The sequence below is a fragment of the Dactylosporangium sp. NPDC049525 genome, assembly GCF_040676755.1.
Classification (GTDB): Bacteria; Actinomycetota; Actinomycetes; order Mycobacteriales; family Micromonosporaceae; genus Dactylosporangium.
Genome location: NZ_JBFAPO010000072.1, coordinates 14,387 through 33,206, shown reverse-complemented (window position 1 = coordinate 33,206; position 18,820 = coordinate 14,387). Strand labels below are relative to the sequence as shown.

Here is an 18,820-nt window from a genome sequence, read left to right as displayed (position 1 = left end):
GCTCAGCGGCTGCTGGCGTGCAGCTGTGCCCGCTGGTCCGGGTCGAGCATCTCGGTCGCCGGGTGCGGCAGCCCGGCGCAGTGTTCGCGGAACAGGTTGGGCGGGTCCGGGAACCAGCGCTGGACGAGCCAGCCGAGCACCGCGCTGAACAGCAGCCCGAGAAGCACGGTCAGGCCCACGCCACCGGCAAGCCCTCCCGGCGGCCGGTGCTCGCCGAAGAACACCAGCAGGACCGCGTAGCAGCCGCCGAGCAGCAGCGTGACCACACCGGCGAGCGCCGCGGCGTGGTTCGGCGCCGGCCGCATCCACTGGGCCTGCCGCAGGTCCTGCTCCCGCACGAACTCCGCGCAGAACTCGCGCAGCTCCGGGTCCCGGCGCAGCTGCGACATCGCGGCCGGCCGTTCGGCGCGGGACACGCGCTCCAGCCACACGACCGAGACCGGGTGCACGGGAGCCCAGTGCGGGTCGCGGCCGCGCTCGGTCACCGCCATCCTGCCGTCGGCGTCGATGGCGACCAGGTCGTCGAGCAGGAGCGTGGCGACGGCGGCGTCGTCCATCGCGCCGGGCGAGTCGTGCGCCGCGGCGAGCGCGTGGAAAGGGTCGACCTCGACCCCCGGAAGGTCCGCGCTCACCCGGCGCTGCGCGGCGCTGGGCCGCCGCCACCGCACGGCGAGCACCGCATACAGCACCGCCGCGACCGCCGTCGCCACACCCGCCAGCACCAGACTCGACACGCGTCAATGATCGCAGAGCGGCCCCGACGCGACCGGCTCAGGCCTTGCGCAGCCAGAAGGTGAGGCCGAGCGACTCGTCGGTGAACGCGGCGGCGTCCGGCCACGTCGGCTCGCCCTCGGCGTAGCCGGTGGCGAGGACGTCGTCGGTGACCAGGTCGCGGTGCTCCGTCAGCGCCAGGGCGGTGTCGTCGCGGGTCGTGGTGTAGCGCAGCTCGATCCGGTCGACCACGTCGAGGCCGGTGGACTTGCGGGCCTCCTGGATCTGCCGGACGGCGTCGCGGGCCAGGCCGGCCCGCTCCAGCTCCGGCGTGAGCCGCAGGTCCAGGGCGAGGGTGGCACCGGAATCCGCGGCGACCGTCCAGCCCTCCCGCGGGGTCTCGGTGATGAAGACCTCGTCCGGGGTGAGCGTGACCGGTTCGCCGCCGACGAGGACCGTGGCCGTGCCCGTGTCGCGCAACGCGTCACGCAGCTCCAGCGCGTCCGCGGCGGCGATGACCTTGGCAACGTCCTGGACGCCCTTGCCGAACCGCTTGCCCAGGGCCCGGAAGTTGGCCTTGGCGGTCGCGTCGACCAGCGACGACCCGGCCGCGTCGACCGGGACGACGGAGGCGACGTTGAGCTCCGACGCGATCTCCGCGAGGAGGTCCGCGGGCAGCTTGTCGAAGCCGCTCGCCGAGGCGAGGGCCCGCGACAGCGGCTGGCGCACGCGGATGCCGGAGTCGGCGCGGGCCGCCCGGCCCAGCTCGACCAGCCGCCGGGCCAGGATCATCTGCGCCGACAGCGCCGGGTCGACCAGGGTGGCGTCGACCGCCGGGTACGCGGCCAGGTGCACCGACGGCGCCGAGCCGGGTGCGGCGGCCACGACGATGTCCTGCCAGACCCGTTCGGTGATGAACGGGACGATCGGGGCCAGCAGCAGCGTCACCGTCGACACGACCTCGTGCAGGGTCGCGAGGGCCGCGGGGTCGCCGCGCCAGAACCGGCGGCGGCTGCGGCGCACGTACCAGTTGGACAGGTCGTCGACGAACGCGGCCAGGAGCTTGCCGGTCTCGTGCGTGTCGAACGCGTCCATCGCGGCGTCGACCCGGCCGACCAGCGTGTGCAGCTCCGACAGCACCCAGCGGTCCATGACCGGACGCTGCGCGGCCGGAGGGTCCGACGGCGACGGCGTCCAGCCGGCGGTGCGCCCGTACAGGGCCTGGAACGCGACCGTGTTCCAGTAGGTCAGCAGGGTCTTGCGGACCACCTCTTGCAGGGTGGTGGGCCCGACCCGGCGTGCCGACCAGGGCGAGCCGACGGCGGCCATGAACCAGCGGACCGCGTCGGCGCCGTGCTGGTCCATCAGCGGAATCGGCTGCAGGATGTTGCCGAGGTGCTTGGACATCTTGCGGCCGTCCTCGGCGAGGATGTGGCCGAGGCAGACCACGTTCTCGTAGGAGTTGCGGCCGAAGACGAGGGTGCTGACGGCCATCAGCGTGTAGAACCAGCCGCGGGTCTGGTCGATCGCCTCGGAGATGAACTGCGCCGGGAAACGCTTCTCGAACACGTCCGCGTTGCGGTACGGGTAGCCGAACTGCGCGAACGGCATCGCCCCCGAGTCGTACCAGGCGTCGATGACGTCCGGGACACGGGTCGCGGTCGCCCCGCAGTGGCAGGCGAAGGTGACCTCGTCGATGAACGGCCGGTGCGGGTCGAGGTCCGACAGGTCCTTCTCCGCGAGCGCGCCCAGCTCGGCCAGGGAACCGACGCAGGTCAGGTGCTCCTCGGGGCAGCGCCAGATGGGCAGCGGGGTGCCCCAGTAACGCTGCCGGGACAGCGCCCAGTCGACGTTGTTGACCAGCCAGTCACCGTAGCGGCCGTGCTTGACGCTCTCCGGCTGCCAGTTGGTGCGTTCGTTCTCCCGCAGCATGTCGTCGCGGATGGCGGTGGTCCGCACATACCAGGACGGCTGCGCGTAGTAGATCAGTGCGGTGTGGCAGCGCCAGCAGTGCGGGTAGCTGTGCTCGTAGGGCACGTGCCGGAACAGCAGGCCCTTCGCGTCGAGGTCCTCGACCAGCGGCGCGTTCGCATCCCGGAAGAACAGCCCGCCGACGAGGGCCAGCTGCGGCTCGAACGTGCCGTCGCGGCGCACCGGGTTGATCATCGGCAGCCCGTAGGCGCGGCAGCTGGCGAGGTCGTCGGCGCCGAACGCCGGCGACTGGTGGACCAGGCCGGTGCCGCTGTCGGTGGTGACGTAGGAGGCGAGGATCACGATGTGCGCGTCGGGCACGTCGACCAGGTCGAACGGCGGCCGGTAGGTCCACCGCTCCAGTTCCTTGCCGGTGAAGCTCTCCCCGGTGAGCGTCCACCCGTCGCCCAGCACGGACGCGACGAGAGGCTCGGCGAGCAGCAGCTGCTCGGTGCCGTCGGTCGCGACCACGTACGTGACGTCGGGGTTGACGGCCACGGCGGTGTTGGACACCAGCGTCCACGGCGTCGTCGTCCACACCAGCATCGCGACCCGGCCGGCCAGGGGGCCCGACGTGAGCGGGAACCGGACGAACACCGACGGGTCGACGTCGGTCTCGTACCCCTGGGCCAGCTCATGATCGGACAGCGCGGTCTGGTCCCGCGGGCACCACGGCGCGACCCGGAAGTCCTCGACAAGCAGGCCCTTGTCGAAGATCTGCTTCAGCGACCACCAGACGGACTCGATGTAGGGCGGGTCCATGGTCCGGTACGCGTCGTCCATGTCGACCCAGTAGCCCATGCGGTGCGTGAGCTCGGCGAACGCGTCGGTGTGCCGGGTCACCGACTCGCGGCACTTCGCGTTGAACGCGGCGATGCCGTAGTCCTCGATGTCCTGCTTGCCGGTGAAGCCGAGCTCCTTCTCCACGGCCAGCTCGACCGGCAGCCCGTGGCAGTCCCAGCCGGCCTTGCGCTCGACGTGGAAGCCCTTCATCGTCCGGTACCGCGGGAAGACGTCCTTGAACACGCGCGCCTCGATGTGGTGCGCGCCGGGCATCCCGTTGGCGGTCGGCGGGCCCTCGTAGAACACCCATTCGGGTCGGCCGCGGGACTGCTCGAGGCTGCGGGCGAAGACACCGTCGCGCTGCCAGAAGCGCAGGACGTCATGGTCCAGGGCGGGCAGGTCGACCTGGGCGGGCACGGCACGGTACATGTCAGGGCATGCTACCCGCTGCGCCATCCCAGGTCCGCTCACCTCCGGCCGGGCGGTGCCGATGAGCTACCGGAAGGCCAGAAGAGGGAGGCCAGGAGAGGGAGGCACGGGTGCCGGCTGCGTGGGGGCTGCCGTCGTCGCGACGGCTCGTCGGTGCGGTCGCCGGCTGCCTGCTCGCCGGCGCCAGCTGGACCGCGGTGTACGCATCGGGGATGCCGGTGCCGAAGGTGCTGGCGTTGCTGGCGGTGCCGGTGGCGATGGGCCTGGCCGCGATCATCGCCCACGTCGCGTCCGGCACGCCCGGCCTGCCCGCCGCCGGGCGCCGGTTCTGGCGGCTCATCACCGCCTCCATCGCGCTCGTCGGGATCGGCGCGACCATCATCGGCCAGGCCAGGCTCAACCCGGCCGCCCCGGACGCGCTGCGGCTGGTCAAGCTGTCGGCGCCGGCGCTCGTGCTGGGCGTCGGGCTGGCCCTGTACGCGCTGCTGCGGCTGCCCACCCGCACCCAGTCCCGGGGCGAATGGGTCCGTCTGGGGCTGGACGCGCTGACGGTGCTCATCACCACCGCCCTGTTCCTGTGGCACCTGGCGCTCCGGCCGATGGTGGAACGGCACACCGACGTGCGGCTCGCGCTGGGCCTGCTTCTGCTGTCCACCACCTGCCTGGTGGCGCTGGTCGCGGTGACGAAGGTCGTGCTGCTCGGCAGCGGCCCGGTCAGCCCCCGCTCGATGCGGCTGCTCGCCGCCGCGGTCCTGGCCGGCGGGCTCGGCTCGGCCGTGTCACCGCTGATCGCCTCGCCCCGCTGGGTGGGGCTGCAACCGATGATCACCCTGCTCGAGGCGCTGCTGGTGGCGTGCGCCGCGCACGCACAGACCGTGCCGCTGCCGGAGCCGGCGGCGCCCGCGGTCGCCGCCCGCGGTCGGGCCTACAGCAAGCTGCCCTACTTCGCCGTCGCCGCCACGTCGCTGCTCCTCGCCGCGGTCGCCTACGGTGACCACGCCGACGTGGGCCCGGTCGCGACCGGCGCCATCGCCGTCAGCGCCGTCGTCGGGCTGCGGCAGCTGGTCGCGCTGCGCGACAACGCGCAGCTGCTCACCTCGGTCCGCCGGCACGAGCAGCGGCTGCGCTACCAGGCCAGCCACGACGCGCTCACCGCGCTGGTGAACCGGGCCCGCTTCACCGAGCTGCTCGACGAGGCGCTGGCGCTGCCCACGGTGGCCGCGCACCCGGTCGCGGTGCTGCTCATCGACCTCGACGACTTCAAACTTATCAACGACACGCTCGGGCACGGCGTCGGTGACGAGGTCCTCGTCACCGTCGCCGAACGGCTGCAGCGGGCGGTGCGCCACGACGACGTGGTCGCCCGGCTCGGCGGTGACGAGTTCGCGATGCTGCTGCGCGACGTGGACGGCGAACACGCCGTCGACGTGGCCGGGCGCATCCGCGACACGCTCAGCACCCCCATCCACACCGCCGGGCACGACCTGCTCGTGCATGCCTCCGTCGGCGTCGCCACCTCCGCCCACGGCGACCGGCTCGACACGCTCCTGCGCAACGCCGACCTCGCCATGTACGCGGCGAAGGAACGCGGCAAGGGCGGCCACTTCGTGTACGTGCCCGGGATGACCACCCGGATCGTCGCGCACGCCGAGCTCGGCGCCCAGCTGCGCGACGCGATCGAGCAGGGCCAGCTGTTCCTGCTGTACCAGCCGATCGTGCGCCTCGACGACGGGCACACCACCGCCACGGAGGCCCTCGTGCGGTGGCGGCACCCGGAGCGCGGAATCGTGCCGCCGTGCGAGTTCATCCCCGCCGCCGAGCAGACCGGCCTGATCGTGACGCTCGGCCGCTGGGTGCTGCGCGAGGCGTGCCGGCAGCAGGCACAGTGGCTGCGCGACCTCGGCGCCGGCGCGCCGCAGTCGGTGAGCGTCAACGTCGCCGGCCGGCAGCTGACCGACCCGCAGTTCGTCGCCGACGTCGCCGCCGCGCTCGACGACGCCGGCCTCGACCCGTGGCGCCTCACCCTCGAGGTGACCGAGACCGCGGTGCTGGACCGCGCCGAGGCGATCGCGACCCTGCACGCGCTGCGCGGCCTGCAGGTCAGGCTCGCCCTCGACGACTTCGGCACCGCCGCGTCGTCGCTGGGGCTGCTGCTGACCTGCCCGGTGACGTCGCTGAAACTGGACCGCACGTTCGTCGACGGGATCACCGCCGTCGCCCGGCAGGAGGCCGTCGCGACCGCCGTCATCCGGATGGCGCAGGCGCTGGACCTGTCCGCGGTCGCCGAGGGCATCGAAACCGAGGAGCAGGCGCGGATGTTGCGGCACCTCGGGTACCGCTTCGGTCAGGGCTACCTGTACGCGCGCCCGCTCGCGGCGGCGGACGTGGCGGCGCTGCCGCTCACGGCGGCGTTGCCCCTCGCGGTGGCAGACGGCGCGGCGGCGGCGGACGGCGCGGCGCTGCCGCTCGCGGCGGCGGACGGCGCGGCGCTGCCCGCACCGGCACTCGCGGTCCGCCGTCAGGAGCCCTAACCGAACCGTTCGTCGATACGATCTCCGTCGATTGCTGTGCAACGATCCAGGCTTGCGGTCTTCCGCGTTCTTTGCCGGGCATGGAGGTCAATCAATGGTGGAACGGATCGTCGTGCCCTTCGAGGGTGCCGGGGCCGGCGTCGGCGGCCTGACCTGGGGGCAACAGCAGGTCTGGCGGGCGATCGTCGAGGTCGGCTCCTCCATGAGCATGGGCGGGGTCGTGCCGGTCACCGACGGCCGCGTCCTGGCCGACTTCGTCGAGGAGCTGCGGTTCCTGATGAGCCGCTACGGTGCGCTGCGCTCCCGCCTGATCTTCGACGAGCCGTGGCACGTCACGTCGGTCGACGCGTGCCACCTCGTGCGCCAGGAGACCTTCGCCCGCGGCGAGATGGTCCTGGAGATCCACGACACCGCGCCCGGCGAGGACCCGGCCGCCGTCGCCGCCGCGGTGTTCGCCGCCTGGAAGGCCCGCGACTTCGACTACACCGGCGAGTGGCCGATCCGTGAGGCCGTCGTCCGGCACGACGGCGCGATCACCCACGTCATCGTGCTCGTCTGCCACCTCGCCGCCGACGGCAGCGGCCTCGGCACGATGATCCGCGAGATGGGCGAACGGGACCCCGTCACCCGGCAGGCGGCCCGGCCGTACACGGCGATGCAACCCCTCGCACTCGTCGCCGCGCAGCGCACCGCGCAGCGGCAGACCGACACCGCAATGCGCTACTGGGAGGCGCAACTGCGCTCGATCCGCCCCCGCCGCTTCCCCGGCACCGTGGACCGGGGCCAGCCGCGGTGGCGCCGAGTGGTGTGGCGCTCCACCGCGCTGATGCTGGCCGCGGAGCGGGTCGCGGACGCGCTCGGCACCGACACCGCGCCGGTGCTCCTCGCCGCGTACGGCGTGGCGTTCAACACCGTGACCGGCCAGACGGCGCCGTTCGCCACCCAGGTCATCGTCGGCAACCGCTTCCGGCCGGGCCTCGCCGACGTCGTCACTCCCCTTGCCCAGAACGGCCTCGTCGTCGTCGACGTCACCGGGGTCACCGCGCAGGAGGCGATCGACCGGACCCGCCGGGCGTCGATGAACGCCTCGAAGCACGCCTACTACGAGCCGGCCGCCCGGCTGGCCCTCATCGACCGGCTCGGCGTCGAACACGGCGAGCCGGTCGACCTCGCCGTGTTCTACAACGACCGGCGGGTCGGCGTGATCCAGGCGCCGGACCCGCTGGACACGGTGCCGGCCGTCGCCGACATCCGCTCGGCGCTGCCGCTGACCGAGGTGGTGTCGGAGACGCCGATGGTCTTCTTCAACGAGAAGCTGATGGTGAACGTCGACGACGTCGTCGGCACCGTGCAGATCACCGTCGAGGTCGACACGCACCACCTCGCGATCGAGGACCTGCACCGGCTGCTCGCGGAGATGGAGTCCTTCACCGTCTCCGCGGCCACGGCTTCAGATCAGGCGGTCGCCTCGATGTAGATGCTCTCGTCGTTGCGCAGGACCTGGTCGAGGTCGGCCACGTCCTGCCGCGCGCCGTCCCGGTAGCCCCGCACCGTGATCCCGTCGGGGTCGAAACCGGCCGCGGTGAGCACGTGCTGGAGCTCTTCGAGGTCGTAGATCCAGCGGTGCCCATACACGTAGAACAGCTGGTTGAACATGAACGCGCCCCGCGGCGGCATCTTCGGCGCCACCCCCGTCAGCGCCCGGTCGACCCGGCGGCGGTGCTTGCCGAAGAAACTGTCGCCGTTGACGTAGCTCTGCGCGTAGATCTTCAGGTCGGGCGTGGTGATCCGGACGAACCCGCCCGGCTTGAGCACCCGCTTGACCTCCTTGAGCCACCCGATGCCGATCTTCATCGACACGTGCTCGATGAGGTGCTCCGCGTAGACCCAGTCGACGGCGTCGTCGACGACCGGCAGCGTCTGCGAGATGTCCATCTCGGCGAAGAACGCCGACCCATCGACCCGGTAGATGTGCCCCCGCTCGGACGTGAGCTCCGGGCTGCTGACCGACACCAGGTCGGTGCCGAGTGCCTGCGGGTGGTCGGTCTTGAACGCGGCGAACTCGATGCCGGTGATGCCCAGCTGCTCGAGCTGCTCACGGGTGATCAGATCGGTGCTGAGCAGCAGCTCGAGCTTCTCGCACTTGCCGAGGTCAGCGGTGAACGAATCGACCACCGCCTCGATCCCCTGCGGGTCTTCCCAGTCCCAGGCTAACGCCGGCGTATCGGTGGACATCGTTGGGGATTCCTTCCGCACAAAAGTTGATTGATCTAAACATGTCGTGCAGTGCCCCACAAGCAGCGGAGCGTGACAGCCCGTCGGGCAGTATTAGGTCCATGAACATCACCTGGTGGGGCCACGCCACGGTGGCGGTGGCCGACCGCGGCACCACGATCCTGACGGATCCGGTGCTGCGCAACCGGCTCGCCCACCTGCACCGCCGCCGCGGTCCCCGCCCCGTCCTGGCTGCCACCCCGGACGCCGCGGTCATCTCCCACCTGCACGGCGACCACTGCGACCTGCCGTCGCTGCGGTCCCTGCCACCCTCGACCCTGCTGGTGGTCCCGCGTGGCGGCGGCGCCTTCCTGCGCTCCCGGCTCGGCGCCGGCCGCGACATCGTCGAGCTGGCCGCCGGCGAGACCGTCGACGTCGGCGAGCTGCGCGTCCGCGCCGTGCCCGCCAACCACGACGGCCACCGGACCCCGAAGTCCCGCATCCGCGCGCTCGCGCTCGGCTATGTGATCGAAGGCACCCGCTCGGCGTGGTTCGGCGGCGACACCGGGCTCTTCGACGAGATGCAGTCCCTCGGTCCGCTGGATCTGGCGCTGGTACCGGTCTGGGGATGGGGCTGGACGCTCGGGGCCGGCCACCTCGATCCGGCTGGCGCGGCGGAGGCGATGCGCATCATCAACCCCGCGCAGGCCGTCCCGATCCACTGGGGCACCCTGTGGCCCGTCGGCTGCAAGCGGGTCCGCCCGGACCGGTTCCACCGCCCCGGCGACGAGTTCGCCGAGCTGACCGCGGCCGCCGCACCGAAGACCGACGTGCGGGTCCTGGCCCCTGGCGAGTCGCTCACGGTCGCCGCGTGACGACGTTCGCCGGCCTGCTCGGGGCGCTCGCCGGACTGTTCGCGATCGTCGCCGTCGGCTCGACCGTGCCGATCCTGCCGACCGGCGCCGCGGTCAGCGCCACCGCGGTCGTGGCCGCGCACCGCAGCCCGCTCGCGCTGCTCGCCGTCGTCGCGGTCGGTGCCGCCGGGGCGTACTGCGGCGACGCCGCCACCTACGCCATCTGCCGGGCCGGCGGCGAGGCGCTCACCCGCCGGCTGCGCCTCCTGCGACAGCCGCTGCAGCTCGCCGAGACGGTGAAACGGCGGCTGACCGCCCGCCCGGTGAGCGCGCTACTCGTGTCGCGGCTGGTGCCCGGCGGCCGGATCCCGGTGCTGCTGACCGCCGCGATCGTCGGCCTGTCGTGGCGGCGGTTCGCGGCCGCGAACGTGGCGGCGTGCGCGCTGTGGTCCGCGACGTACGCGGCGATCGGCCTGCTCGGCCGCAGCGTCTTCCCGCAACCGTGGCAGGGTGTGGTGGCGGCGCTGGTCATCGCGCTCGGCGCCACCCAGCTGGCAAGCTGGATCCGGCACCGCCGGGAACGCCGCGCCACGAATCGGACCCCGGACCAGGCCCCGTCGGAGACCGCCTGACACCACCGCTCAGCACGGTAGACTACGGACAGCGACGACGCCGAAGATCAATTAGGACGGCGGGGGTAGGGTCTGGAAGACGGCCCGCCCAGCACCACCGGACGCCATCCGGGTGAGCTGCCTCGCGAGCCTGGGCCTTCCGTCTGGATCTCAGTGCGGGCTGTCGGCGGGTTGCAGCGCGCGGCCCGGTTCGCGGGCCGTTCTCAGTGCGGGCTGTCGGCGGGTTGCAGCGGGCGGTCCGGTTCCCGGGGTTCGGGCAGCGCCTTCGCGGCGTCCTGGGAGTCGGCGTCCTGGAGGTCGCTGCGGTCCTGGGGGTTGCTGCGGTCCTGGGGGTCGGCGTCCTGGGGGTCGCTGCGCAGGCCGAGGTCGTCGAGCCACTGGACCAGCTGCCGGTGCACCGCCGCCGGGCCGACCGGGGCGCGGTCCAGGCACGACCACGCCGCCGGGTAGACCAGGATCGCCTCGGTCTGCCAGCCGCCGATCCCGCCGTGCGAGCCGACCAGCTCCTCGAACGCCGCGACCTCGTCGGTGCCCTGGTCGACCCGGCTGACCAGGACGAGGTCGCCGACGTTCGCCATCGCCTGGTGGGCGAGCAGGTCCCGGGCGGCGCGCGGCCCGTAGGGCAGCAGCGGGTCCACGCCGTCGACGTGGCCATCGCGGAGCCGGTGCCGGCCGCCGGGCCCGAACGCGACGGGGCCGTCGACCTCGGACAGGCCGACGACGAGCCCGATCCCGGGATGTTCGGCGAGCCCCTGCACGAGCGCGGGCCGGGCGGCGCCGATCTCCTCGACGGTGGCGCGGCCAGGGAGCTCGGTCAGGTAGAGCATGGCGAGGTTGCCCGAGGCCACGGTGACGATCGGCGCGGGCGGGGCGGGCGGCGGCGACCGGTCGGGCCGGCCCGCCACGGCCAGCAGCAGGTTGTGTGCCCGGGCGCGCTCGTCGTCGTTCGGGTCCGGTGTCGAGGCTGCCACGTGGCCCGCGATGGAGGCGACGACCTGCTCGATGGTCTGCCCGTAGCGCTGCTTGAACGTGGCGCCCTGGCTCTGGCCGTGGTCGGACAGCACGACGATCTCGTAGTGCCGGCCGGCCACCTTCGCGAGGCGGTGCAGCGCGCCGAGGACCCGGTCGAGCCCCTCCAGGGTCTGCAGCGCCTCGGGGCGCAGCGGGCCGGCGTGGTGGGCCACCTCGTCGTAGTCGACGAAGTCGCAGAAGATCGCCGGGGCGCCGCGGGTCATCTGCTCCGCGATGAGCGAGACGTTGAGGTCGCGCAGCAGCACGTTGGTGACGGCCCTCAGCGCCACGTAGGCGCCAGTTCGCGGCACCCGCGGGTACACGTTGCGAAACCGCTGCCGGCGCGCCTGCTGGATCTCCTTGAGCATCTCGCCGACCGACAGCACGATCGCCCGCGCGAAGCCGTATGGGCTGGCGACGAACGCCAGGTAGCCGCGGGCGGTGCGGCCCGGCAGCCCGGCGTTGCTGAAGGTGAGCAGGCTGGTCGGTGCGTCGCCGGAGAAGACGTTGCTGATGCTGGCGCCGCCGTCGGCGAGCAGCCCGCGCCCCGTGGAGATGCGGGCCTCGACCTCCGCGGCGTCCCTGGGCCGGTTCGTGACGACGAGCCGGCTGGTCGCCTTCTCGTACCAGCGAAACGCCGGCACCTCGGACTCGCTGCCGTGCAGGATGCCGGCCTGGCTCGCCGGTGTCGTCGCGGGCATCCCGGTGTGCCACGGCACCAGTGCATGTGTGCCGGTGCGCAGCCACTTGCCGAGGTTGGGCAGGTTGCCGGCCTTGACCGCCCACGACAGCAGCGGCGCGGACAACCCGTCGAGCTGGACGAACAGCACCCCGGGCTCGGTCGCGGGCCGGTCATGGTTGCGGCGCACCATCTGCCGCAGCGTCTGGCCGAGGAACACGTCGTCGCTGCCGGCGTCGGCGAGCCAGTTGACCAGGGCGGTGAGGACGGCGGCGGTCCAGCTGGCCACCCACGCGTCCAGCACGCTGCCGACGGAGATGCCCTCGGCGACCCGCAGCGCGGTGAACATGACCCCGGTCTGCAGCAGCACCCCGACGAGCAGCACCCCGAGACCGCCGACGACCACGGCGACGCCGAACAGCACGAGCCGCATCAGGGTGCCGATGAGGGCGAGCAGGACGGCGAGCTCCACCAGCGCGGCCGGCCCGCCGGTCGCGGTGACGCCCGGCAGCAGCCAGAACGTGACCGCGAGGACCACGACGGAGGTGACACCGCTGCGCAGCAGTGACTTGCCCCAGATGACGGTGAGCCGCCAGTCCCGCAGCATGCGCGCGGCGAAGCGGACCCGCTGCCCGATCACGGACGACGTCACGGCACGCATCAGCCAGCTCACCTGACCTAGGTTACGTCCCGCCGATCACGCGCATTTCCGAACGAAACACCTTCGAAACAGTACGCTCAATCGAGAGGGTGACGCCGGGCGTCCCGCCGAGCGGGCTGGGCCCAGACGCACTGTCGCCCCCGCACCGATGACGGAGCGGGGGCGACACAGAGCGGGCTGAGCTACTTCTTCTTGCCCTTCTTGCCCTTCTTGTCCTTCTTCGACTTCTTCGCCATGGTGCACTCCTCTCCCCGGGAACGGTGCGACCTCCGGAGCCCTCAGCGAGCCCGGATCGGTGCGCTGCCAACACCGTAGCCGCATCCGGCCGTCAGCGACAGGGTAAGTAGCCACCTTTTCTTGGCCTGCTGTTTACCTTTTCGCGACGAGGCGTTCGCTCGGTAGGGTGTCAACATGGCCGAAAAGCTTGAGGTGGAACGGAAGTACGAGCTGCCCGACGACTTCACGATGCCCTCGATGATCGGAATCGCTGATGTGGCCAGGGTTACAGCTCCCGATGACCAACATCTTGACGCAACCTACTACGACACCGCGGGACTGCGCCTCACCTCCGGGAGGGTGACCCTGCGCCGCCGCAGTGGTGGCAACGACGCCGGTTGGCACCTCAAACGGCCGTCCGGCGGCGAACGCAGCGAGCTTCAGATGCCTGCGAAGCCGAAGCAACGGACCCCACCGCCGGAGATCGCCACGCAGATCCGCGCCCTCACCCGCGGCGAGCCGCTCCACCCGGTCGCGCGCATCCGCACCCACCGCGTCGAGCAGGGCCTGCAGGACGCCGCCGGCACCACGATTGCGCTCGTCGCCGACGACATCGTCGACACCGAGTCGCTGGTCGGCGCCGGCGTCGTGCAACGCTGGCGGGAGCTGGAGGTCGAGCTGGTCGACGGCTCCCCCGCCGACCTCGCCCGCATCGACAAGGCGCTGCGGGACGCCGGCGCCCGCCCGTCGGCGTCACCGTCGAAGCTGTCCCGCGCCCTGGGCCCCGACCACCCGAAGCCGTCGACCGCACCGGCACCGCGCTCCGCCGCCCGGCGCGCCGTGGTCGACTACGTGACCGCCCAACGCGACGCCGTCGTCGGCCACGACCCCGAGGTCCGCCTCGGCGACGCCGAGGCCGTGCACAAGATGCGGGTCGCGACCCGCCGGCTGCGCTCGACGCTGCGCACGTTCGCGCCGCTGCTGAACGCCTCCGAGGGCCACCTGGACCACCTGCACGACGAGATCAAGTGGCTCACCGGCCTGCTCGGCGAGGTCCGCGACGGCGACGTCATGGCCCAGCGCCTCGCGGACCTGCTCGCCGCCGAGCCACCGGAGCTCGTCCTGGGCCCGGTCCAGGCGCGGATCACCCAGCTGCTCGCCGCCCGCACCGAGGGCGCCCGCCGGCGGCTGATCGCGGGGCTGGACAGCCAGCGGTACCTCACCCTGCTCAACGACCTCGACGCACTCGTCGTCGTCGCGGTCCGCGAAGGCCGGGTCGCGAAGCGGGAGCTGCACCGGCTCGCCCGCCGGGCGGTGCGCCGCGCCGACCGCCGCCTCGCGTCCGCGGACGCCGGCCCGGCCGGGACGTCGCGGGACGAGCGCCTGCATGAGGCGCGGAAGGCCTACAAGCGCGCACGGTACGCCGCTGAGCTCGCCACGCCCGTCGCCGGGCCGGCCGCGGCGGCGCTCGCGGACCGGATCACCGACCTGCAGGACGTGCTCGGCGCGCACCAGGACGCGATCGTCACCGCCGAGCTGCTGCGGGACTACGGGTTGCGGGCGTTCGCCGACGGGGAGAACGCGTTCACCTACGGGTTGCTGCACGCCCGGCAGGCCGAACACGGCCGGATCGCGTTGGCGGCGCTGCCCCGGGCCCGGCGCCGGGCGTCGCGACCGAAGGTGCGCCGCTGGCTGTCCTGAGACTCGACGCGCCCCTGCCGTCCCGCGGGTGATGCGGGAGGTCGCGGAGTTCCTGGGCAACACGCCCGCGGTCGCCCGGGCGTCCTATGTGGACCCGCGGGTGGTGGACCTGTATTCCGACGGCGTGACGATCCCGAGGCCGGCCGCGGGCACCAGGCGGCGGAGCGAGGCGGCCGTGCTGGACCTGCTTGCCGACGCTGAAGGTCGATGACAGTATCTGCGGGTGCGGCTCGATCTTGCAGAACTTCGTGACACGTTCCACGGCACGCTGGTGACCCCCTACGACCCGGGTTACGAGGCGGCAAGGGTGCTGTTCAACACCCGGGTGCGGACCCGGCCGGCCCTGATCGCGCAGTGCGCGGACGCCGGCGACGTGGCCGCCGCCATCGCCTTCGCCCGGGAGGCGGGGCTGCCCCTCGCCGTGCGCGGTGGCGGACATCACGCGGCGGGGCTGTCGCTGGTCGAGGGCGGCGTCGTCATCGACGTCGGCGGCCTGCGGTCGATCAGCCTGGACGCCGCGGCGCGCACGGTGACGGTCGGGCCGGGCGTCGGGTGGCGCGACATCGACAAGGTCACCTACGTCGAGCACTCGTTCACCGGTGACGACGGCCTCGAGTACGGCCTCGCGGGCCCCGGCGGGGAGTGCCCGACGGTGAGCAACGCCGGCTACAGCCTCGGCGGCGGCTACGGCCCGCTCGGCCGCACGTACGGGCTGGGCTGCGACCACATCGTCGCCGCGGAGGTCGTCGACGCGGGCGGCAACGTGCTGCGGGTCTCCGCGGACGAGCACCCGGAGCTGTTCTGGGCGCTGCGCGGGGCCGGTGGCGCCGGGTTCGGGGTGGTGACGTCGCTGACCTACCGGCTGAACCCGCTGCCGAAGACCGTCGTCGGCGGGGTCGTGGCGTGGCCGCTGGCGAAGGCCGACGAGGTCTTCCGCGCCTACCGCGACCTGTACGAGGGGCGCACCGACGAGCGGCTCGCGTTCTGCCTGCTGCTGACCACCGAGCCGTACCCGGACGGGGAGCAGGTCGTGGTCATGTACGGCCTGTACGTCGGCCCGCCCGCGGAGGCGGCAGAGGCGTTGAAGCCCATCGAGGCGCTCGGGGAGCCGCTGTTCAGCTCGATCGGGGAGACGTCGTACTTCGACCTCATGCAGGGCATGGGTGAGGAGATCGTCTACGGGCTGCAGTCGAAGTGGCTCGGTGGCTACTTCACCCCGGCGGGGTTCGACGAGGCCGCGTTCGCCACGATCCTGGACAACTTCCGGCGGATGCCGTCGGGCTACTCGATGGTCCGCTTCGACCTGCTCGGCGGCGGCGCGATCGGCCGGGTCGCCCCGGACGCGACCGCGTTCGTGCACCGGGCGCCGCTGCACTACATCTCGGTCATCGCGCAGTGGCAGGGCGACGAGGAGACCGACGCCAACGTGACCTGGGTCGACGACTTCGTCGAGCAGCTCGCCCCGCACCTGACCGGCGAGGTGTACCAGAACTACGCCAGCCGCGACCTGACCGACTGGGCGGGCGCCTACTACGGCGCGAACTACCCCCGCCTGCAGCAGGTCAAGCTGCGCTACGACCCGGAGGACGTGTTCTCGACCCCGCAGTCGGTCCGGCTGCCGTAGCGGGCGGCGAGCGACGCGGCGGTCGCGGCAACCCGGGCCCGCAGCTCCGGCGGGGCCAGGACCTCCAGGTCGGTGCCGAAGCGCAGCAGCTCGCCGTGCGCGTGCGTGACCGACTCGATCGGGATGGTGAGCCGCACCCAGCCGTCCGCGTCGGGTGGCCCGGCGGACGCCAGCGCGGCGGTCGCGACGGCCGGCGCGCACAGGTCCGGGATGCGTCGCACGCCGTCGGCCGACATCCGGACCGTGGCGGTGCCGGTGTGCCGCCGCTCGGCGAAGTCGTCGAGGTACCGCTGCCAGTGCGCGGCGAGGTCGAAGTCGTCCGGGCGGTCGAAGCGCTCCCCCGTCGGCGCGGCGCTGAGCAGGTTCGCGACCTTGTAGGTGCGCACCTGCCCGTCGGCGCGGGCCACCACATACCAGCGGCCGCCCTTGAGCACCAGGCCGAACGGGTCCAGGGTGCGGGTCACGTCCTGGGGCTCCTTCCAGCGGCGGTACCCGACCCGTAACCGCTGCTGCCGCCACACGGCGTCGGCGACGGGGACGAGCAGCGGCTGATCGTGCTGGTCGGCGTACCAGTTGGGCAGGTCGATGTGCAGCCGCTGCTGGACGTGGTCGGCGCGGGCCCGCAGGTCGTCGGTGAGGGCGGCGCGCAGCTTCGTCGCGGCGCCGGCGGCGGCCGGGCCGAGGCCGAGGTCCGCGGCGGCGGCCGGGAGCATGCTCAGCGCCAGGGCCGCCGCCTCGTCGCCGGTGAGGCCGGTGAGCTGGGTGCGGTAGCCGGGCAGCAGCCGGTAGCCGCCGTCGTGCCCGGGTTCGCCGTGCAGGGGCACGCCGGCGCCGTGCAGGGCCTCGATGTCGCGGTAGACGGTGCGGACCGACACCTCCAGCTCGGCGGCGAGCGCCTCGGCGGTCATCCGGCCGCGCGCCTGCAGCAGCAGGATGACGGAGACGAGTCGACCGGCGCGCACACCGCCATCTTCCACTGACAGAAGATGTCAGGGAATATGGGCTACCGTCCTGATCATGAACAACTCCTTCGACTTCATCGTCGGCACCTGGACCTCGACCCAACGCCGGCTGCGCAAGGTCCTCGCGGGCAGTGACGACTGGTATGAGTTCCCCGCCACCTCCCGCGCCTGGAACGTGATGGGCGGCGCCGGCAACGTCGACGAGATCGACTTCCCGACGCAGGGCTTCAGCGGCGTGACACTGCGACTGTACGACCCGGCGACCGAGCTGTGGTCGCTGTACTGGGCGAGCAGCCGCACCGGGCTGACGCTGCCCCCGATGGTCGGCCGGTTCGGCGAGGACGGGCGCGGCGTGTTCAGCGGCGACGACGTGTACGACGGCGTGCCGATCAGGTGCAACTACATCTGGTCGCGGATCACGCCGGAGTCGGCCCGGTGGGAGCAGGAGTTCTCCGCCGACGGCGGCCAGACGTGGGAGACGAACTGGATCATGGACTTCACCCGGGCCTGACCCCGGGGTTGAGCGCTGCCTCGACGGCGGCGGACTCGATGCCGCGGGCGCACGCCTCGACCTGCGCCGGCGACAGGCGGTGCGTGTCGGCCCAGATCGCCAGGTCGACCGCGTCCTCGGGTCCGCCGCCGGCGTCGACCTGCAGGTAGAAGGTGCCGTCGTAGGTCGGCAGGGTCCGGTCCCAGCGCAGCGTGGTGCGCGGCAGCGCGGCGCGGACCTGCCCGGCCGTCGGCGGCACCGCGGGCACCGCCGCCGACGGGCCGCGCCGGTCGTTGACGAAGCACGAGATGTCGATCGGCTCGCCGCGGTCGGCGGCGAGCCGGTCCAGCATCGCCCGGTGGTCGGCGGGGTCGAAGTAGCCGTGCAGGTAGGCGCTCGTCGCGGCCCGCCAGACCCGCTTGGCCACGGTGTCGAGGTCGCCGTCGACGTCGATGACGCAGATGCCGGGCTGCGTCAGGTGGCAGACCGCGTCCGCGAAGCCGGGCCGGAACCGGTTGCTCACCAGGACCTGCGCGACGCTCGGCGCCCGGCCGGTGACCCGGGACAGGGCGACGCCGTAGGCGGCGAGCAGCACGTGGCCGGTCTCCACACCGGTCCGCGCGGCGACGACCTGCAGGGCGAGGTGCAGCGCCGGCGAGTGGCAGACGAGCTCCCAGAAGCGCGGGGTGCGCGGGTCGTCGGACGTGCCGAACCGGGCCGCCGGCAGGTCCCGCAGCGCCGCCTCCCAGTATCGCAGCGACTTCGCGCTGTGCCGGCGTTCGGCGGGCAGCGCCTGGCGGTGGGCGAGTTCGAGGGCGCGCACCCCGGCGACCGGCACCGCACCTGCGGGGTCGAGGTGCGGCAGGTCCCGCACGAGGGCCTCGATGCCGAGGCCGTCGACGGCGAGGTGGGAGTACTGCACGACGAGGTGGCTGGGCACGTCGTCGACGGTCACCACGCCCCACCGCACCGGGAACCCGGTCTCGAAGTCGAACGGGGTGAACTCGTAGTGGCTGCGCAGCGCCTCGGCGGCCGCCTCAGCGCCGTCCGATGAGGACCCGACGATGTCGAGGTTGACGACGCCCGATGCGGCGACGGTCTGCCGCGGTGGATCTTCGGTGAGGCTCAGGTGGGTGCGCAGCGCCTGGTGCCGGCTCACCAGACGGCCGAGCGTGGCGGCGAGCTCAGCGACGGTCGCGTCCGGGCCGAGCGGCACGGTGCCACCGATGTTCAAGGTCCGGCCGGTGCGCCGCATCGTCTGCCAGATCTCCCGCTGCCCCCAGGTCAGCGGGCCGGTGCCGGCGCCGTCGCCGTGGAACGGCACGGCGAGGCAGGACGTGGCAAGGGGCAT

General features: G+C 72.8%; 13 protein-coding genes and 1 pseudogene. 8 read left to right on the top strand and 6 right to left on the bottom strand.

Annotation, left to right across the window (positions count from 1 at the left end):
• Nucleotides 1–2 precede the first annotated feature (2 nt).
• Entirely contained in the window at nucleotides 3–734 is a 732-nt protein-coding gene (locus AB0K00_RS50645; protein ID WP_363537856.1) for a hypothetical protein, read from the bottom strand.
• Nucleotides 735–771: 37 nt separating this feature from the next.
• Nucleotides 772–3,894, bottom strand: a complete 3,123-nt coding sequence (gene ileS / locus AB0K00_RS50640) for an isoleucine--tRNA ligase (RefSeq protein ID WP_363537854.1) — start codon at nucleotides 3,892–3,894, stop codon at nucleotides 772–774.
• A 110-nt stretch (nucleotides 3,895–4,004) separates the two neighbouring features.
• Here ileS and AB0K00_RS50635 point away from each other — a divergent pair, with 110 nt between their 5' ends.
• Complete coding sequence (locus AB0K00_RS50635) at nucleotides 4,005–6,425, top strand: EAL domain-containing protein (protein WP_363537852.1); 2,421 nt, start codon at nucleotides 4,005–4,007, stop codon at nucleotides 6,423–6,425.
• A gap of 94 nt (nucleotides 6,426–6,519) precedes the next feature.
• Nucleotides 6,520–7,902 (top strand): condensation domain-containing protein, encoded by a 1,383-nt coding sequence (locus AB0K00_RS50630; protein WP_363537851.1) that lies wholly within the window; start codon nucleotides 6,520–6,522, stop codon nucleotides 7,900–7,902.
• On the opposite strand, the gene AB0K00_RS50625 is transcribed toward AB0K00_RS50630, so the two are convergent.
• A complete protein-coding gene (locus tag AB0K00_RS50625) occupies nucleotides 7,881–8,660 on the bottom strand; it encodes a methyltransferase domain-containing protein (protein WP_363537849.1) in 780 nt (259 codons plus the stop codon). The two genes, AB0K00_RS50630 and AB0K00_RS50625, sit on opposite strands and share 22 nt — an antisense overlap.
• A 101-nt stretch (nucleotides 8,661–8,761) precedes the next feature.
• On the opposite strand from AB0K00_RS50625, the gene AB0K00_RS50620 reads away from it, so the two are divergent.
• Both AB0K00_RS50620 and AB0K00_RS50615 read left to right on the top strand, forming a co-directional pair.
• A complete protein-coding gene (locus AB0K00_RS50620) occupies nucleotides 8,762–9,514 on the top strand; it encodes an MBL fold metallo-hydrolase (protein WP_363537847.1) in 753 nt (250 codons plus the stop codon).
• Nucleotides 9,511–10,125 (top strand): VTT domain-containing protein, encoded by a 615-nt coding sequence (locus AB0K00_RS50615; protein WP_363537845.1) that lies wholly within the window; start codon nucleotides 9,511–9,513, stop codon nucleotides 10,123–10,125. The genes AB0K00_RS50620 and AB0K00_RS50615 overlap by 4 nt, the downstream gene beginning before the upstream one ends.
• Before the next feature lie 203 nt (nucleotides 10,126–10,328).
• Here AB0K00_RS50615 and AB0K00_RS50610 read toward each other — a convergent pair whose 3' ends face one another.
• Nucleotides 10,329–12,488 carry an alkaline phosphatase family protein gene (locus AB0K00_RS50610; RefSeq protein WP_363537843.1) on the bottom strand — a complete coding sequence of 720 codons (2,160 nt, stop codon included), beginning with the start codon at nucleotides 12,486–12,488 and terminating at the stop codon, nucleotides 10,329–10,331.
• Nucleotides 12,489–12,887: 399 nt separating this feature from the next.
• On the opposite strand from AB0K00_RS50610, the gene AB0K00_RS50605 reads away from it, so the two are divergent.
• From AB0K00_RS50605 to AB0K00_RS50595, 3 genes and pseudogenes are all read left to right on the top strand, one after another.
• Entirely contained in the window at nucleotides 12,888–14,393 is a 1,506-nt protein-coding gene (locus AB0K00_RS50605; protein WP_363537841.1) for a CYTH and CHAD domain-containing protein, read from the top strand.
• Nucleotides 14,394–14,409: 16 nt separating this feature from the next.
• Nucleotides 14,410–14,604: pseudogene (locus AB0K00_RS50600) on the top strand (DNA topoisomerase IB); the annotation flags it as partial.
• Between the two features lie 12 nt (nucleotides 14,605–14,616).
• Nucleotides 14,617–16,017 (top strand): FAD-binding oxidoreductase, encoded by a 1,401-nt coding sequence (locus AB0K00_RS50595; protein ID WP_363537839.1) that lies wholly within the window; start codon nucleotides 14,617–14,619, stop codon nucleotides 16,015–16,017.
• Here AB0K00_RS50595 and AB0K00_RS50590 read toward each other — a convergent pair.
• Nucleotides 15,966–16,979, bottom strand: a complete 1,014-nt coding sequence (locus AB0K00_RS50590; protein ID WP_363537837.1) for a YafY family protein — start codon at nucleotides 16,977–16,979, stop codon at nucleotides 15,966–15,968. The genes AB0K00_RS50595 and AB0K00_RS50590 overlap by 52 nt on opposite strands.
• Before the next feature lie 55 nt (nucleotides 16,980–17,034).
• On the opposite strand from AB0K00_RS50590, the gene AB0K00_RS50585 reads away from it, so the two are divergent.
• The gene (locus AB0K00_RS50585; protein WP_363537835.1) at nucleotides 17,035–17,490 is read left to right on the top strand and encodes a hypothetical protein; all 456 of its coding nucleotides are present in this window, start codon (nucleotides 17,035–17,037) and stop codon (nucleotides 17,488–17,490) included.
• Here the strand turns inward: AB0K00_RS50585 and AB0K00_RS50580 are convergent.
• Nucleotides 17,477–18,820, bottom strand: a complete 1,344-nt coding sequence (locus AB0K00_RS50580) for a condensation domain-containing protein (protein WP_363537833.1) — start codon at nucleotides 18,818–18,820, stop codon at nucleotides 17,477–17,479. The two genes, AB0K00_RS50585 and AB0K00_RS50580, sit on opposite strands and share 14 nt — an antisense overlap.

Excerpts from the sequence above, each read along its gene's own strand:
- AB0K00_RS50585 (WP_363537835.1), top strand. The coding sequence starts at position 17,035 with ATGAACAACTCCTTCGACTTCATCGTCGGCACCTGGACCTCGACCCAA.
- AB0K00_RS50630 (WP_363537851.1), top strand. The coding sequence starts at position 6,520 with ATGGTGGAACGGATCGTCGTGCCCTTCGAGGGTGCCGGGGCCGGCGTC.
- AB0K00_RS50580 (WP_363537833.1), bottom strand. The coding sequence starts at position 18,820 with ATGCCCCTTGCCACGTCCTGCCTCGCCGTGCCGTTCCACGGCGACGGC.
- ileS (WP_363537854.1), bottom strand. The coding sequence starts at position 3,894 with ATGTACCGTGCCGTGCCCGCCCAGGTCGACCTGCCCGCCCTGGACCAT.
- AB0K00_RS50625 (WP_363537849.1), bottom strand. The coding sequence starts at position 8,660 with ATGTCCACCGATACGCCGGCGTTAGCCTGGGACTGGGAAGACCCGCAG.
- AB0K00_RS50605 (WP_363537841.1), top strand. The coding sequence starts at position 12,888 with ATGGCCGAAAAGCTTGAGGTGGAACGGAAGTACGAGCTGCCCGACGAC.
- AB0K00_RS50620 (WP_363537847.1), top strand. The coding sequence starts at position 8,762 with ATGAACATCACCTGGTGGGGCCACGCCACGGTGGCGGTGGCCGACCGC.